This window comes from Methanoregula sp., assembly GCF_049518935.1.
Lineage (GTDB): Archaea > Halobacteriota > Methanomicrobia > Methanomicrobiales > Methanospirillaceae > Methanoregula.
This window is the reverse complement of record NZ_JBEKRH010000024.1, coordinates 1-16,297: the sequence shown is the minus strand read 5'-3', so window position 1 is coordinate 16,297 and position 16,297 is coordinate 1. Positions and strand designations below refer to the sequence as shown.

12 protein-coding genes are annotated in these 16,297 nt (G+C 52.1%); 2 read left to right on the top strand and 10 right to left on the bottom strand.

Going from position 1 to position 16,297, the window contains the following annotated elements; translation table 11 throughout:
• Nucleotides 1-63: 63 nt before the first annotated feature.
• The 4 genes from ABSE13_RS11465 to ABSE13_RS11450 form a co-directional block, all read right to left on the bottom strand.
• The gene (locus tag ABSE13_RS11465) at nt 64-1,056 is read right to left on the bottom strand and encodes a DUF7345 domain-containing protein (protein ID WP_424028651.1); all 993 of its coding nucleotides are present in this window, start codon (nt 1,054-1,056) and stop codon (nt 64-66) included.
• Between the two features lie 115 nt (nt 1,057-1,171).
• Nucleotides 1,172-2,746 (bottom strand): glycosyl hydrolase family protein, encoded by a 1,575-nt coding sequence (locus ABSE13_RS11460; RefSeq protein WP_424028650.1) that lies wholly within the window; start codon nt 2,744-2,746, stop codon nt 1,172-1,174.
• A 201-nt stretch (nt 2,747-2,947) separates the two neighbouring features.
• A complete protein-coding gene (locus ABSE13_RS11455) occupies nt 2,948-3,913 on the bottom strand; it encodes a sensor histidine kinase (RefSeq protein ID WP_424028649.1) in 966 nt (321 codons plus the stop codon).
• A 116-nt stretch (nt 3,914-4,029) separates the two neighbouring features.
• Nucleotides 4,030-5,304 carry a WD40 repeat domain-containing protein gene (locus ABSE13_RS11450; protein ID WP_424028648.1) on the bottom strand — a complete coding sequence of 425 codons (1,275 nt, stop codon included), beginning with the start codon at nt 5,302-5,304 and terminating at the stop codon, nt 4,030-4,032.
• On the opposite strand from ABSE13_RS11450, the gene ABSE13_RS11445 reads away from it, so the two are divergent.
• Nucleotides 5,303-5,590, top strand: a complete 288-nt coding sequence (locus ABSE13_RS11445; protein ID WP_424028647.1) for a hypothetical protein — start codon at nt 5,303-5,305, stop codon at nt 5,588-5,590. The two genes, ABSE13_RS11450 and ABSE13_RS11445, sit on opposite strands and share 2 nt — an antisense overlap.
• A 20-nt stretch (nt 5,591-5,610) precedes the next feature.
• On the opposite strand, the gene ABSE13_RS11440 is transcribed toward ABSE13_RS11445, so the two are convergent.
• The 4 genes from ABSE13_RS11440 to ABSE13_RS11425 all read right to left on the bottom strand — a co-directional run bounded on the left by ABSE13_RS11440 (nt 5,611) and on the right by ABSE13_RS11425 (nt 13,538).
• Nucleotides 5,611-7,086, bottom strand: a complete 1,476-nt coding sequence (locus ABSE13_RS11440) for a hypothetical protein (protein ID WP_424028646.1) — start codon at nt 7,084-7,086, stop codon at nt 5,611-5,613.
• A 249-nt stretch (nt 7,087-7,335) separates the two neighbouring features.
• Complete coding sequence (gene leuS, locus ABSE13_RS11435; RefSeq protein WP_424028665.1) at nt 7,336-10,122, bottom strand: leucine--tRNA ligase; 2,787 nt, start codon at nt 10,120-10,122, stop codon at nt 7,336-7,338.
• Nucleotides 10,123-10,146: 24 nt separating this feature from the next.
• Nucleotides 10,147-12,123, bottom strand: coding sequence for a PINc/VapC family ATPase (locus ABSE13_RS11430; RefSeq protein WP_424028645.1), 1,977 nt, complete (start codon nt 12,121-12,123; stop codon nt 10,147-10,149).
• 209 nt (nt 12,124-12,332) lie between these two features.
• Nucleotides 12,333-13,538: a hypothetical protein gene (locus ABSE13_RS11425; protein WP_424028644.1), complete on the bottom strand. Its 1,206-nt coding sequence runs from the start codon at nt 13,536-13,538 to the stop codon at nt 12,333-12,335.
• A 157-nt stretch (nt 13,539-13,695) separates the two neighbouring features.
• Here ABSE13_RS11425 and ABSE13_RS11420 point away from each other — a divergent pair, with 157 nt between their 5' ends.
• Nucleotides 13,696-14,520 carry a hypothetical protein gene (locus ABSE13_RS11420; RefSeq protein WP_424028643.1) on the top strand — a complete coding sequence of 275 codons (825 nt, stop codon included), beginning with the start codon at nt 13,696-13,698 and terminating at the stop codon, nt 14,518-14,520.
• A 314-nt stretch (nt 14,521-14,834) separates the two neighbouring features.
• On the opposite strand, the gene ABSE13_RS11415 is transcribed toward ABSE13_RS11420, so the two are convergent.
• Both ABSE13_RS11415 and ABSE13_RS11410 read right to left on the bottom strand, forming a co-directional pair.
• Nucleotides 14,835-15,167 carry a hypothetical protein gene (locus ABSE13_RS11415; RefSeq protein ID WP_424028642.1) on the bottom strand — a complete coding sequence of 111 codons (333 nt, stop codon included), beginning with the start codon at nt 15,165-15,167 and terminating at the stop codon, nt 14,835-14,837.
• Between the two features lie 28 nt (nt 15,168-15,195).
• On the bottom strand, nt 15,196-16,116 hold the full coding sequence (locus ABSE13_RS11410) for a hypothetical protein (protein WP_424028641.1): 921 nt from the start codon (nt 16,114-16,116) through the stop codon (nt 15,196-15,198).
• Nucleotides 16,117-16,297 lie beyond the last annotated feature (181 nt).

Here is a 16,297-nt window from a genome sequence, read left to right as displayed (position 1 = left end):
AAGTAGCAGATGATGTTCCCTTCCGGGAGTACTCATCACTTTTAAGAAACGCAGGGAAAACAATCAGTCATCAGGGATACGCCTGATCAGGTTCTCCCGGCCTTTCCGGACTTTCCGGACAAGGCCGCTCCGGTGAAGACCGATCAGCGCGGAGCTGACGGTGGATTTCGGGAGGGCGAGTCGTTCGATGATTTCAGACTGGTAAAGCTCACCTCCGCTTTCTGTCAGCAGGCTGATAATGCGTTCTTCGGTTATCTTGAGTTCGTCCCCGGTCGGCTCCGGATCTCCTGCAGGTTTTGGGAGAGCAGCTTCTGGTTGCATGTTGTCTGCAGATGTCTCGGCAGGCACTCTTCTGCGTCGGATCCACACAACGATACCTGTCCCACCAGCTGCGAGAAGAAGTACAATGATTCCGACTAGGGGCAGTTCGCCTGACGGTGTGCCGGTTGGACTGAGCCTGACAGCAGGTTTGCCTGTATCGAACGGATCGGGGCCGTACCAGACCAGATTGCCGTTCACGATGCCTGCCGCCGGTTCAGCGGAAGTTATCGCATACCCCGGGGGTACCTGGACGATCAGCGAGGCCCCGACCGGCAGGTACATCCCGCTTGCGAAGGCATCGCCTATGGATATTCCGTCACCGGTCATTGAAAAGTTTGTCCAGACGAATGTATACCGGATGACGCCGTAACTGCCTGTCGGGGAACTCTGGAACACGCTAGTACGGGAAAAATTCCGGATCTCCATGACCCTTCCGGTACTGTCTGATGCCTCGCTTGCGGATCGCTCCATCAGCTGCCGGATATTATCGGATGACAGGATTGGCGATGTGTTGGTATTCTCCTCAAAGGATGCAAGGTCTCCGGAAGCCGGCTGGAGGATACGGTATTCCACGTTCCATGTTGCGGTGCCGTCGTTGTGGGGCGAGATAATATACGTGATAGTGGTATCCTGGGGTGTGTCCGCAAGCACGGGTGCGGACAGAGCGAGAAGGAGCAGGAGAATAATGAGGATACCGGCCGGCACATCCGATCCCCGTCTCTGTTTTTCCCTCATGATGATCCCATCCGGTTATATGAAAAACAGGTCAGGTTCTGTATAGTCGGGAGAATCGTCCTTCCGCTGCACCGGAATATTTCACTTCCTTTTTTTGTAAATAATGCCATGTGTTTCACATCCCGGCAAATATCACCGGCAGGGGCGACGGGAGCGTCACGAGGGCTGCACTTGCGGCGGGCAGGAATATCCTGACTTTCTGATCCTGCGGGAAGGCTTCTTCGATCACCTTCGGCTGCCAGGTCCCGTCGGTTGAGACCTCCGCTCCGCCGACCGTAATGTTTCCGGTTGCGGTGGCAGAAGGGGCACTCAGCCGCATGACGGACGCGGTTGTGCTGTCCCGGTCCGGTATCGCAATGCTGATGGGCGCATGCTCATCCCGGTTGATGATGAGCAGCCTTAAGGTACCGTCATCATTCCGCACACCGTGGACACTGATATTGGCGGAAGAATCAAGGGAGATGGGGATGCTGTTCCCGGTGCCCAGCTGGCGGAAGAGCAGCATCCCGTAATATTCCGCGGAGGGCCGGTACGTTGTGCCGTCATACCAGAGAGGGGAATACCCTCCCCGGGAAAACCCGCCATGGAAATTTGCCCCGGTGATACCGCTGTCGGCGAGCAGGCCAAGGTAATCCGCGGTCCACAGGGACGCAGCAAAGGTATCGCTCACGTTGTCATGGAATCCTCGCGGCTCCCGGCCGCTTGTTGCGGTATTGGTTTCGGCATACCGCAGGGGGACCTCCGCCCCGGCGGCTGCAGCGGAAAACTGCCCGATCTCTGCCTTTTCACGGGAATACGTGGCATCTGACAGGAGGTGCCCGACCGTTGCATACCGGGGTTGCGACGGGGTCATATCCGGGCTGAAGATCAACGGGTACATGTGGTTTGACGAGAATACGATGTCACCGCCCTCGTCGTTTACGAACCTCCTGAAGAAATCCAGGTTCCCTGCGGTAACCGGCCCGGAAATGGGAGCACCGGGATCCCGTGCCCGGATTGCTGCCTTGGAGGCATCGAACTCCCGGTGGAAATCCGTGTAGTTCCATGACGGGGGTCGCAGGCCGTTTTTCATGTACAGGTCCGGTTCATTGCCGATCTCAAAAACGAGAAGCTGGCCCTGGCTGTGCGCATCTGCATATGCGGCTTCATCAGCAGCCATGCCGGGATTATAATGACCCAGGTCCAGGCCGAGTATCACCTTCCACCCGGCCTGGCGGGCAAAGGAGAACACCCGGTCAAGATCGGAGGGATGTATGATCCCCCTTGCTCCCGGGATGGATGTCGTGCCGTTGTCTATAAAATAGGTAAACTCAACGGAATTTCCCCCGAACCTCAGGACACCGGGACCAAGGTTTCTGAGCAGGTTTATGTACGATGTCGCGTTGGGGTAGAATGCCCGGTTGTTCATCTGGGGTGCTTCATAACTGAGGCCGAGGAAATCTGCGGGAATCCTCCCGCCGGGATGATCCGTATCAGGAGTGACATTCACGATCTTCGCCGAAGGGTCCGGGAGCGGTGACGGGATTGTGGTGAGCCCGGATGCTACGGATACCGGTACCAATGTCCCGGTTTTATCTGCCGTTCCCCGGATTTCAGAACATCCCGCGATGAATGCTATGGCTGAAACGAGGATGAAAATGCACAGGATCTGGCTGATCCCTGCAGGCATTGTGATCGGACGGCGTTTCATGTTCCTGCACCGCGACGCCAGGGTGACAACTCCGGCAAATGGATGATATTTCCAATCAACCGGGACGGATATAAGTTCATGAGACCCCGGTGTTTCAGCGATTCTCCGCAGCCGGGAATACGTATATCCTGCGGGTTCATGCGACCGGAACTACAGTCGGGAACTGGTCCGGAACCGGCTCCCGGCCTACCCGCTGACTTGTCAGGACATACCAGGTCCCTTCGTTCCGCTTTCCAGTTCATCTACAAAGCGGTAGGATCCTTTGGGGACCGCGATCTCGAACCGGGCACCGGTCCCCGGCACGCCTGTTTCATCGATCCTGATACCGGTAATGGAGAGGATCTCGCGAATCAGGAAGAGCCCGTACCCGGTGTGTCTGCCAAAACCCCGGCGGAAAAGGTTCTTCTTGTCTTCACCGGCAATTCCCTCTCCATCGTCTTCAACAACAATGATCATGGACTCTCCCAGTGGGTGTGCTGAAAACCGGATGGTGGTCATCTTGGGGCCACCGTACCGCAGGGCATTGTCTATAATGTTGAAAAAGACCTTCTCCAGTAGTAGATCGGCAAATATCTCAAGGGATTGTATCCGGATGTCTATTGTTACCAGTCCGGTCTTCTGGCCCATACGGGCCTTTGCTATAGAGTCCCGCACATCCTGCCAGGCCGGTTTATGGAGACCGATATCCTGGTAATCCTTGGTGAAGGCAATCTGGCGCTGGATCAGCTCTGCGATCTCTTTCTCCTTGCTGATATCGGAGAGGATTGCCGGGTCCTCCGTCTTCATGCTGCCGATCTCCAGGTATCCGAGGAGGGCGGCAAGGCCGTTGAGGATATCGTGACGGGTGATGCTGTTGAGAAGGCCGAGTTTGGTATTTGCCTGCAGGAGCGCCTCCTGCGCCAGTGTTTTCTCGCGGATCTCTGTCTGCATCTCCCGTGAACGGCGATAGATGTAGATACCGAGTGCGAACGTGAGGAATATGCTGATGACGATCATGTCATCCAGCTGCCAGGATTTGTTACTGGTGACAAATACAAGGATCAGGTCAGGGAGGTCGAAGATATTCGAGAGTACGAAGAGGATGATCGCAAGGAACAGGATGATGAAGAGCTCCTTTGTGGAAGACGGGAGATTCCTGATCCATTGCGCCGTGGAAGGGGTATTCATGGAAAATTCCCTGATCTCTCCGGTTCTGCCGGTTACAGGAAATCTGGTTTGGTATAATCATAAAGATGTGCATGATGACTACCCGGGCATTCCCCCGGGTACCGATGAAGAAAAGATTATCGTCTCTTCGCCAGCCAGAGCGCAGCGGCCCCGCCGGGAATGATCGTCCAGAGTGCAGCAGGAGACTTTGTCGTGGCGGTCGGTTCCGCCGTTGTTGTCGGAAGGGCTTCAACCGGCATGGTGACCTCCACCGGTGTCGTCACGGTTGCAGCGGATGACATGGTGGCGGTTGTCCTGAACGGGTTCAGCGGGGCCTCGACATAGATGGTGTCCGAACCGCTGTCAGCGGCCGTGAGCCCGATCAGCGTAAACCCGTACAGGTTATGCTGGTCGGCGGCGGCAATCCGCAGGCCATCCGGGCTGACGGCCAGCGATCGCTGCTGGATGGCAGTATCGGTATTCCACGTAGTCAGCAGGTTCCCGCTATGGTCGAGCACGAAGAGGGTCCCGTCATTGGCGCCGACTGCAATCACCGAGCCGTCATGGGAGGAACTGACCGCATTCGCCCATTGCCCGGTGTTGAATGTCCAGTGTACATTACCGTACCGGTCGACCGCCCGGACGCTGTTGTCTTTGCTCGCTACGAGAATGATCGAGCAGTCGTCGTTTGCGGCAATATCCGTGATCGCCGCTTTTGCCACGTTCACCTGCCAGTTGAGGGCGCCGGTGTTCGTGTGGGACGAGAGCCGGGTGTCGCCTGCAGTGATGATGGTGGAGCCGTCCGATGAGATGAGGATATAATCATCGAGACTACCGGAACGGTTATCGGTCCAGACCGGGTTGAGGGCCGGCGTGTAGAACTGCAGGCCACTGTCCGTTGTCGCGACCACAAGATCGCCGGTCGGTGCGATGGCGATCCTCTTGACCTGCGGCGTTATATTCCTGCCCCAGAACTCCCCGTTCGATGACCAGGAGATCATGTTTCCCTGTTCGTCGGCCGAGACAACGAAGGATCCGTTCGGGGAGATGGCAACCGCTGTGCAGGTCGCCCCCATGCTCCGGGACCAGGACTCAACCCCGTTCTTATCGAGCACGACAATCCCCTGCCCCAGGGAGGTGACCACGTGGTTCCCGTCCGTGCTCATCGCGGCAACGTAGCCGGACCTGCCGCCCCAGTGGCTGCTCCCGTCCCAGGTCCGGACGAGCATCTGGTTGCCTCCGCCATAGACGGTGTTTCCGTCCGAGGAGATCGCAACGCCGGCAAAGGGGCTGGTGGTGGGCGGTGCCTGTTTCCAGTCGATGCCAAGGCTGATTCCCGCCGCAGTGCCGATGAGGCAGGCGGCAAGGAGCAGGGCAGATGCGAAGAGATGAATCCGGGAACCTGTGGGCATGTATTATCCTGAGAAACGTATCATGTGCCGGCATATCATGTTTGCGGGAAAACGGAGAAGTGCTCTAAGAACAACCATCAGCGTCTTCGCTGTGGCGAATCCCGCAGGGATGAGCCACGAGAAGAATCCATCAGGATTCTTCGCTGTGGGGAGGGTCATCAGACCCGGGCCTGAAGGGATGAGCCACGAGAAGAATCCATCAGGATTCTTCGCTGTGGGGAGGGTCATCAGACCCGGGCCTGAAGGGATGATCCATGAGAAGAACAAAGTTCTTCGTCAGACGTAAAAAAAGGACAGGTTGGTCTGTTACGTGGCGGTTGTCGCTGCCTGTGTCGTCGGGGAGACAACCCGCTGCATCCACCAGGGGACTTCATCGCCGGTCATCGTGTCCGGATCGATGATAAACCGCTGGGTGTTCAGCGCTTTCTTAAGACTATTCACACTGTTCTCAGACGCACCGCCAATATCGCCGCCAAGCCCGGAACTGCCGGGATCAAAGCCGCCTTTCACTCCATGGAGTTTCCCACCTTTTGCCACATATGACGCAATCGACTGGTATAAGGCGGGAATGTTCCCCCCGGTATCCTTCCCGAGACCCGGGGTTTCCTGTCCCGTCGACGGTCCCTTGCCGAGCGATTTCCCTCCGGCTCCGACCATTATATCGTTGGCACTTGATCCACCGCCAACGTATCCGCCCTCACCTTCGTACTGCTGGTCGTGAGTGCCGGCGGGAACCGGGTTTTTTGCATTGAAGTCCACCCAGTTCTGGAGCCATTCATTGGCCATCTTTGCATCCTCGGAACTCTTGAATCCACCGGACGACGAAAATTCGATGACCACGCACTCGTCTTTCTTAGAATTATCCACTCCAACATAGTCGCCGGCACAGAGCATCACGGTACTCCCGTCATCGTTTGCCAGCGCGACCGTTTTATCCTGTGTTGATCCCCCGCTTTGTGATGAGTCATCGTTTGCCGGCGCGACCGTTTTATCCTGCGTTGATGCCCCGCTTTGTGATGAGTCACCGCTGTCTGCCGGCGAAAAGCCCGTTCTCCCCAGCCCTTCTGCAGCGAGAGGATCGAGGTTTGCACCATACTGGTTCATGAAACTGTCCATCGGGTTGGAGAGCGGGTTAGTGTCAAACGGTGTTCCCTGTCCCAGGTAATCCGTCCCCCCTCCAAGGACACCGCTGCCAAGGCCCGTTGCCCGGTCTTCACCCGAGGGGAGCGCCTTGCCGACATCTATTCCGCCCGGGAGCCCGCTGCCGGTTGATTGCCCGGGAAGCGGGACGCTGTGGTCCGTGCCCGGGATCTCCTGGCCGACCGGTGTAGTGATCCGTCCTGCATTTTGTTTCACCTCACCGGCAATACCTGCGTTGTTCACCTGGCCGGAGATAGCGGAGGTCGCGATCCCGGAACCATTACCGGCCAGTCCTGCTGCAGCAGGAGTAGGAGCAGAAGTAGGAGTCATTACGGCTACCACTGACGGGTTCAGGGGGGCTGCTGCCCCGCCCATCGTGCCAGCAGCCGGGGCCGTGGTTGGAACGGTGGTAACGGATGGGGTAATTACCAGTGTTTCCACCGTGCGGACTTCCTGCTGGGTGGGCAGCACGGTTACCTCTGGCAATAGTGTTGCTGTCAGGGTCACGTTCACGATTGCCTGCCTGTTGATCCCGACTGCACCCGGAGGAGCAGCGGAGACAGGGAGGGCCAGCACTGCGATCGTCAGGAGCACAACCAGGACCGCGGCACGCTGTTTACATGAAATACAGGAATTTGCCATAGAATTCACCAGAACACACTGTAAATAGCAGAAAATAGCGGGCGCAGACCATAATATTTTCCTTTTTATGTTCACGCATTGTTTCCTGCCGGAATATTCTCCCTGTCGGCGGGGGAAATAATGATCAGGGACCTAGCAGGCAGATCGTTCTGGTGCCGGTCTGTCCTCTATGCCCAGGTATACGGGACAGTGAACCGTGGTACGTGATCGAAGGTTCCCGTGATATATCCGGCATCCGAAAAAGGGAGATTATTCAATAATAATCGCCGGCTTGAACGGCAGGGCGGTCAGCGCCTTGACATGGCCGCTCGACTCGGCCTCGGCGATGTGCACCGGCACGCCGAACTCCTGTTCGAGGAAGGCCTGTGCCGACTCGAAGACCTCAAGCTCGCTGATCGGGTTGTGGACCAACGGGTCTACCACGTACGGGGGCAGGCGGTGGATGAGGGTGGTGCACTGTTTTGCGGCATCGGTTGCGTCCTTGCCGCGTTTCCGCATGTTCTCGTCCTTCATGATCTCTTTTATCACGGCGTTCCGGTCAGTCGACTCGGCGATCGTGCGGAAGATCTGGTGCTTCCATTCGGGAGCGAGGGCGATCGTGATAGACTTGGGGGTCAGCGATATCAGCTTCCGGATCGACTCGATGTCCTCGACCGTGCGGGCGAGGAGCTCCTCGGCGAGCTCAGCCTTCTCGTTGACGAGCTGGGCATCCATCTTCGGCCAGGGAGCGAAGGAGACGAGCCCTTCGCCCGCGAGTTCCTTCCAGAGGTGTTCGCCCGTGAACGGGATGAACGGGGAGAGGAGCCGGACCCAGACCGAGCAGAGCTCGTGGAGTTCCCTGCTGCCGTCGCAGTCCTTCGGGAGGCGCCTGCGGTACCACTTCAGGTCGTTCTCGATCCCGAAGTAGGCTTCCTGCAGGGCCTGACGAGTCTGGAAGTTGTCGAGGGCCTCAGTGGTCTTTGCGATGTGCGACTGGAGCCGGCTCGCGAGCCAGCGGTCGATGTCGTGCGGCTCGCCGGTCGCGTCCTTGCACTCCATGACCGTGTTGTAGAACCGCTCGATCTGCTTCTTGGTCGAGAGGACGAGTTCGTTCCGCCAGTCAAAGTCCTGCCAGGGCTCGGCACTGCCCATCAGGAACATCCTGACGGTGTCGGCCCCGAATTCCTGCACAGCATCCTCGAGGAGGAAGACGTTGCCTTTCGAGGAGGACATCTTCGCACCGTTCAGGAGGCCCATGCCGAAGACGACCATGCCCTTTGGGAGCTTGTCCTTCTGGTTCTCAAAGACCGTGACGTGGTGGAAGAGCTGGAAGGTGAGGTGGTTGGAGATGAGGTCCTTTGCCGAGAACCGGAAGTCGTAGGGATACCAGTAGAGGAACTCCTCCCGCATGGCATCGAGTTTCTTCTTCTCGGGGAGGTCCGGGGACTTTTTCCCGAGGAAGACATAGTCGAAGACCTCGGGGGTGAGGAGTTTTGAGTCGATGTCCCGGATCTTATGGGCGATCGTGTAGTACGCCATGTAGACGGTCGAGTCCGAGAGGGGCTCGATCAGCTGCGTGGTGTCCCAGGGGAACTTCGTGCCAAGGCCGACACGCCGTGTGCAGGCCCAGTCCTTGAGCCAGTCGACGGTGCGGTCGAACTCGAGCCTTACCTCGGGGGGCACGAGTGCCATATCCTTGAGGTGATCGGAGACCTGCTGCTTCCACGCGGGGTCGCTGTACTTCAGGAACCACTGGTCGTGGAGGATCTTCACCATCACCTTGTTGCCACAGCGGCAGACCACGGGGCGGAGATCGAACTCGTACATGATGGCCGAATCGTACTTATCCGTCATGAGGGCAGCGACCTCGTCGCGGGCGACCCTGACGGTTTTTCCGCCGTACTTCTCGAAGAGCTTGCCTTTCGAGAACTCCGCGGAGTAGATCTCCTGCGTGAGGGCGTCCATCCGGCTGTCCATCTGGTTTGCGATGCCGGCCTTCTCGACTGCGAACTGGGCCGGGACCTCGCCATATCCTTCGACTTTGATGAGCGGGATCGGCTTGATGTCCTTGTACTTCCCTGCCTGCTGGAGGTCGCGGAGGGCGATGTAATCGAACGGGGCGTGGGCGGGTACGCTCATCACCATGCCGCTTGCCATGTCGGGATCCACGAACTCTGCCGGCAGGATTGCGATCTCGCCGCAGAGCGGGTGGCTGACCTTCTTATCGACGAGGTCGCTGCCTTTGATCTCGTCCTGTATCTCGACCGTGTGGTCCTGGAGGGCAAGCTTCTCGGCTGCCTCTTTAGAGACTATCCATGCCTTGCCGTCCACAAGCGCTTTGACGTACGTGATGGTGGGGTTTGCCCAGAGGTTCGTCACGCCGTGAATAGTCTCGGGCCGGAGAGTGGCGGTCGGGATGAAGGCATCCCCGTACCGGAACATGACGAGGGTGAATTTTATTACCTCGGCCTTGTCGCCCTCGAGGAGGTCATGGTCGCCGACCGGGTTGTCGTCCACCGTGCAGTACCGCACCGGGTGGACGCCTTTGATCACGTGCCCTGCCTCGTAGAGGTGCTTCCACTGCCACTCGATGAACTTGCTGTAGGTCGGGTCTACGGTGATGAACCTGCGGCGCCAGTCAATGGAGAGACCGCAGGCGGTCATGACCCGCTGGTACTCGGCGGCGAAGTGCCGGACGATCGTGAGCGGGTCGACAAACTCGTCGAGCACGTTTTGCGGGACCTTGTACAGGTCGCGGTAGAGGTGGATCGTCTTCGGGTCCTTGTTCGCGATCCTCTTCGAGATGCCGACCACGGGGGCCCCCGTGACATGGAATGCCATCGGGAAGAGCACCTGCTTTCCTTTCATCCGCCAGAACCGGGCTATGACATCCGGCACTATGTAAGTCCTGCCGTGCCCGACGTGCATGGCGCCGCTCGGGTACGGGAATGCTACATTGATGTAGAATTTCTCCAGACGGGAAGGGTTGGACTCAAAGGCATGGGTCCACTTCTCGTGCGCTTCTTCCTCAAATGCTGGTAGATCGAACTGACTCACTTGCATGCACCATCCACACGGGGATTATACCGGCCTCAGCTTGATGACCTCGTTGTTCGTGTGACGCTTGATCATCTCCTGGGCAATGCTCGAGTTCTTCGCGAGGTTGATCTCGCCGGTCTCGTTCACCGTTGCTGTGAAAAGGTACTCTTTTCCGGCAAAGACATCCACGATCCTGCCGCTCTCGCCGGGGGCAACGATCGTGAGCTGCTTCTTGTCAGTCAGGATCTTGATCCCGCCGCCAAGGTTGTACTCCTCGTCAGCCTTTGGCTGGGGCTGCTGCCGGTCGAAGTCGGAGCGGGGCTTGATGTCGATCCCGATGCCGAGCTTGTTGACGATGGCAGAGACGTTCTTGCCGCCCTTGCCGATCGCCGCGGGAACGTCCTTGTCGTCGATATAGACCACGGCTTTCGTGTCGCTGAGCATCTGGACGTCCACAAAGCCCTCGGTGTAGCGCCCGATCTCGCGCTGGATCTCCTTCTCGGTGAGCTTCCACCCGGGCCGGTCGTCGCTCTCCTTGCGGCAGGTGGCGGGTTCCGGTGTGGCGACCGGTGCCCTCATGGGCTCGCGGGCTGCCGTTACCGGCTGGCCAACGTGCTGCACGGGCTGTGCGGAGCGGGCCTGCGGCGCTGCGACCGGGGCTTGGGTTATGATCCCCATGACCGGCATCACGATGGTCTGGCCGTCGTACCGGAAGATGTCGAGTGCGAGCTCGCCGGTCTCATGGTCGGTGACCGTGGTGACGGGCCGGAGGTGCACCTCGCCGCCCATTCCCTCGGGGACCTTGATAGTGAACCCTACGTCGTAGACTTTCGTGATGACGCCCTGTTTTAAGAAGATGATCGTGTTGACTACCTGCGAGAGGACCGAGAAGTCCACCCGGTCGCTGAACCGCTGGACCGCGTCCTGCACGCCGTTTGCGTGGATGACGCCGACCATACCGAGGCCCGCGAGGCGCATATCGGCAAAGACACTGAAGTCCTCGGCCTTCCGGAGCTCGTCGAAGATGACGAAGTCGGGCCGGACGAGCAGGAGGATGTCGGCGGTGTTCGCCATGCTGCCGTCGAGCATGGTGTACTGCGTGATCTGGTCCGGGACCTGGAGCTCGCGGGGAGCCTCCATGGTCTTGACCACGTAGCCGCTGTCGGAGAGGAAGGTCGCGAGGCTCTGGGCGAGGGTGGTCTTGCCGGCGCCGGGGGCGCCGATGATGAGCATGCCCCGCCTGTCGCTTGTGATCCTCTTCGTGATGATATCGGACTTGGTGTAGTCCTTTAAGGTCACGTCAACAATCGGGCGGACTGCCGTGATCTCCATGCCGTCCGAGAACGGCCTGCGGGCGATCGCGATCCGCATGGACCCGATCTGCACGACCGTGATCCCGCGTTTCTCGACTTCGATGAAGCCGTCGGGGTCGCGCTTCGCCCGCTCGAGGATCTCCTGCGCCATCATCCGGAGCTCGTACTCGCTTGTTGGCTGGTCGCGGATCTTCACGAGCTTCATGTCGCTGATGGAGCCCTTCTTTGCCATCGGCGAGATCCGCTCTTTTAAGTGCACGGCAATCGTGTGCTCGTCAAAGAACTGGTCGATGGCAAGCGGGACAAAATCGGTTACCTGCGGTTTTAAGTAGATGACATCGAGCCCCTTTGCCCGTGCCACCTCGGCCTGCACGTTGTCGCTCGTGATGAAGCGTGCAGAGTTCTCAATGGCGATCCCGCGGATCATCGCGTCGATCTCGCCGCCGCTCGCGAGCTTGACCTGCTCGAGCGAGGGCCTGATGCCGGAGAACTTGAGTTCTATTGTCTTTTCCTCGGCCATCTTGCAGAGCTGCTGGAGTTCGTTGAGCCCCGCGAACCCTATTTCGCGTCCGTTGTTCGCCTGGGCCTCGAGTTCTGCGATCACTGCTTCCGGAACGATTATTGTCGCACCCTTGTATTCACCGGCCTTTATCATCGAGGTTATGCGCCCGTCAATAAGGACGCTCGTATCTGGTACCAGTATCATAAAATATTTCTCCCTTATTCCGTCGTGCTTATGGTATGCTATGCTATACTATTTTCCGGCGGAGGATGCATCCCCCGCGCATGTGCTGTACTGCTTTTCCGGAGTGCAGCACATATTGTTCAACGATGCACAGTCGTTGATGGGTAGATATTATGCGCCGGGGTTTATAAGAGTGAGGGGGTGGGGATGGGGGGAAAGGATAGTTTTTCTTATTGCACTTCGTTTCGATATATTAGATTTTTATGAAAATTGAATCGTTCCTTGAAAATTTTGAAATCGGAATCATCGCATTTGTCAATATCAATAACCGGTTTCATAATCCATTTTGATATTAATACAAATTTTTGGAATATGAAAAATCGTTGAATTGGAACTGGAACATAAATGTCAGAGCAGTCGAACTTTTTGTAAAAAACTGTCAATTGTGTATTAGAATCATTTTCTGGTAAAAAAGCATTGATGTCAAGTTTAATCCTTTCTAGCCACCAAATTTTCTCATTCTTAATATTCTCGACTAGATTGATTCCATAGGGAACTGCCAAAAATTCCACTAAACAATTCAGAATAAGTGTAAAAAAAAGTAACATTACTAAATTATTTAATAAACTATTAGACAATAAAGGAAGATTGGGCAGTACAAAAATAGAAAGCAACAATATTGGGAAAATATAGAAAAAAAATGTCCACATAAGAAGCAATACGCCTAATATCATAAATAAAATTGCAAATATGATTTTTTTGAATTTTGTAATGGCCTGATCTTTAATAATTTTGGAAACCTCGAATAGACTTTCCCAAAGAATCCCTTTACTGTTTAGATAATAATTAGCGAAGATTGTGATAATTGAAAAAATTATTAATACACTTGAGACTGAAATCCCGAAGATTATTGAATCATTCAAGTGAGGTATATTGATCCAACCTTGAAGATTAGCATAACTTATTCCTATGAGTGTCGAAAGAAAAATAAAAAAAGCCCATGAGTGTGGCTCTCCTTTTTTCGCAAAAACCCAGTCAGTTTTAAGAAGAAATTTAAACTGCTCTCTTTCACTTGCATCGAATATGGATAAAAAATTGATGGAAATTTTAGGCCCAATTATATTTGGTCGAATTGGAATTTTTAAAATTGCAAATAGAATGTTTTTGATAATTTCCCAATAACTCCAGAATAAAATTAACAAATTTGCTGAAATGAGGTAGAAAAGTACCAATTGGGTTTCGTTTATGAATGATGAAATGAAAGTCCAAATTGATACAAATATTGTTAAAAACCCGAATATAACTAAGATTATTGAGAATTTTTCTGAACTAAATTTATTCAATATTTGGTATTCTTTTTGAATCTCGTCATCTATTTCTTCCAGTAATGATTCTTTAGAATAATTTACACTCCACGTTCGATTTGACTGAATCATTAAAAGAGAATATTCTTTTGTGCTTATATTTACTCGTCTCGATCTTATGACGCTAGTATTTTTGAAAGACTATAATCGAGAAGAGAAATAGCGAAAGTTTATCGAATTATAAAATGATGATAAAATGGAGATTACAATTTTTCACAATTGGTAAATTATGGCCAAAAAAACTGATGAAGGATCACTCCTAATATTAGCAATAGTCATAATTATTGGCATAATTTATTATATTATATTGTGGATTTTAGCGAATTGGATTCCAATTTTAATTGTCTTAATTCTAATTGGATCAATTTATTTCATTTTTCAATGGTTAATTGAGCGACAAAAGAAAATAGAAGATAAAAAACGTGTAGAATTTGAAGCGAAGCAACGAAAGCAAGAAGAAATTGAACGTATTGAATATGAAAAAAAAGAGCGAGATCTTAGAATTAAACGAAAAGAAATAGAAGAAAATGAACGAAATGAACGCGAAAGAAATATCCGAGATTTTGAAGAACAACAAACAAAATTAGGGTTATTCAAATTTGTGAATAGGTTTAATCAGACATCCTGGGGATCTTTACAAGAAGTGGAAATATGGAAAAAAGAGGATGATGCGGAAAAAATCAAAGATTTATTAATAACAAAAATTGTTGATGCAATAAAAAATTTTAAGCCTATAAGAAAGTGGGAAAATGAAGATGGATATCATAAAGAATTATTGGGATATTTAAGCCATGATTTTCCTGAAATAAAATATGAATTTCAAATAGGAAGTTCAAGGCCAGATTTGGTTATAAAGAATATTGCGATTGAGCTTAAAGGTCCAACGGATAATGGAGCATTGGATACTTTGACGACTAAATGTTTGAAATACTCAAAATATTATGATCATCTTATAATAGTTTTATTTGAACCGCGATTTAGTGAGGGACATTTCAAAGAAATTCGAGAAGGAATCAATCAATACTTCCCACATGTCATAATTATTCGAAAATGAGTAGAATTTTTTTTAAGATAACTCATTCAATCACCGGCCGTTAGCAACGCCCTCCCATATCCCAATCTGCAATCCCCCTCTCGCTCGCAAACCCCGACGGCCCACCGCAGCACGCAGACCCGGGTAGGACGATTTGTGATTAATTTAAACTTAAAATCTCAAGCAATCGTTTATCAAACCAAAACAGAAACTCAATCTTTCCCTTCTGCGATGGTTAACTTTGCGAAAATTTGGCTGATTATTGTTATGGTGAACAATATTGAGGGTATCCAGATGAAGATGATAATGATTGGTGAAATGGGATTAAAATTCGCTCAATCCGAAGAGTCAACAGAGTTATGAAGCAATCGAATACATCCATTCAGGATAAGGAGAAATGCAGCATAGAGGATTGCTATTAAAACAAAGAAATTCTGAATTTTTTTGTTTCTTTGAATAAACAGTAATCCGAAAATTATCAGTGGAATTATTACTTCAACGAAAAGCACAATGTCTGCTGAATTTCCATCTAGTTTAATTCCGAAAAATCGTGTTTCCCAATTGAAGATAAAAAGCATCAGTGTTCCAAAGAAAAGGATTAACATCATTATTTCCACATAAAACTTGCTCAATAATTCAATTCTGTGGAATGGGTTTTTTTCGTCCATTTTGATCTTCCTTTATTGCAAAAAAAAATTAAGGATGATAGGTAGTTTTTGCCATGTTTGAATTTCTGTCGTAGATGTCCATCGCATGGTTCCATACATTGCTAATGTAAATACTCGTCCCGGTGTTCCATGGACGAATAATATTTCCGTGCTGGCCGATAGCTGTGGCATATGAATGCCCATTATCCCAAATTGAATTAATACTAAAATCAATCCTACCATCGGGATAGATTACAAATGACTGGGTATCTTCTATGGTTCCATAGACTGAAAGTCTGTACTGATCATATGCGTAATCGAGAGAGGGATCGGGCATATCCTCATCTCTGTATTGAAGGACATAAAAAGTATATGCTCCTGGGTAATAATTATAACTTATCCGATAGAATTGATTTCCACCATTTACAGTATACGGTGTATTTGCACCATCTCTACCCGTCCCACCGGTAATGTCTGCAGTAACCTGAACTAATGTTAATGGTTGTGGAAGAGCCGAGTTTATTGTTTGTAAAGAATTAGATGGAACGGGCTGCGTTTCGCTTGGAGTGACATTAACGGATTTCATATTTTTTATCGAGAGCCCATGAATCTCCATATATTTTTCACGTGCGATACGATTAATTTTTTCACTTACAATTACAGTTTTAAGTTCATTTTTTTGCGAATCTGATATTTTTTGGTTGGTAATTGAATTCAATTTTTCAATGATCGTATTTAATTGAGGATCATATTTCTTTTGGATAACATTTCTTAGATTCTCAAAGTCGATCTGTTTTGATTCATTCCCAAGAGAGTTTGATATTTCATTTCCAATCGGGTTATCTAATAATTGAATTTCAGTTTTTTCAGATTTATATAAATCTGTATTTTGTGCACTCACCATCGGTACCATCGCCATCGCTGCCAGCAATAGCGCGAGCAGGACGATGCCAAGTTTGCATATTTTCATATTTTTCCTCCGTTTTCGATACGCTACGCTCGAAAGGCACGGGAAAATCTTCATAACCATGAAAGATAAAACTCACATGCCTACGGGCGGGATCGGGTTCAACGAAGTTTTGTCGCTTGGTGAACCCGTCCTTTCACTTTTACGGCACAACCCCCGGTTGTCCGCAAGATGGATTTTGTTG

Coding starts and splice junctions, on each gene's coding strand:
- ABSE13_RS11465 (WP_424028651.1), bottom strand. CDS start 1,056: ATGAGGGAAAAACAGAGACGGGGATCGGATGTGCCGGCCGGTATCCTC.
- ABSE13_RS11460 (WP_424028650.1), bottom strand. CDS start 2,746: ATGAAACGCCGTCCGATCACAATGCCTGCAGGGATCAGCCAGATCCTG.
- ABSE13_RS11455 (WP_424028649.1), bottom strand. CDS start 3,913: ATGAATACCCCTTCCACGGCGCAATGGATCAGGAATCTCCCGTCTTCC.
- ABSE13_RS11445 (WP_424028647.1), top strand. CDS start 5,303: ATGTATTATCCTGAGAAACGTATCATGTGCCGGCATATCATGTTTGCG.
- ABSE13_RS11450 (WP_424028648.1), bottom strand. CDS start 5,304: ATGCCCACAGGTTCCCGGATTCATCTCTTCGCATCTGCCCTGCTCCTT.
- ABSE13_RS11440 (WP_424028646.1), bottom strand. CDS start 7,086: ATGGCAAATTCCTGTATTTCATGTAAACAGCGTGCCGCGGTCCTGGTT.
- ABSE13_RS11430 (WP_424028645.1), bottom strand. CDS start 12,123: ATGATACTGGTACCAGATACGAGCGTCCTTATTGACGGGCGCATAACC.
- ABSE13_RS11425 (WP_424028644.1), bottom strand. CDS start 13,538: ATGATTCAGTCAAATCGAACGTGGAGTGTAAATTATTCTAAAGAATCA.
- ABSE13_RS11420 (WP_424028643.1), top strand. CDS start 13,696: ATGGCCAAAAAAACTGATGAAGGATCACTCCTAATATTAGCAATAGTC.
- ABSE13_RS11415 (WP_424028642.1), bottom strand. CDS start 15,167: ATGGACGAAAAAAACCCATTCCACAGAATTGAATTATTGAGCAAGTTT.
- ABSE13_RS11410 (WP_424028641.1), bottom strand. CDS start 16,116: ATGAAAATATGCAAACTTGGCATCGTCCTGCTCGCGCTATTGCTGGCA.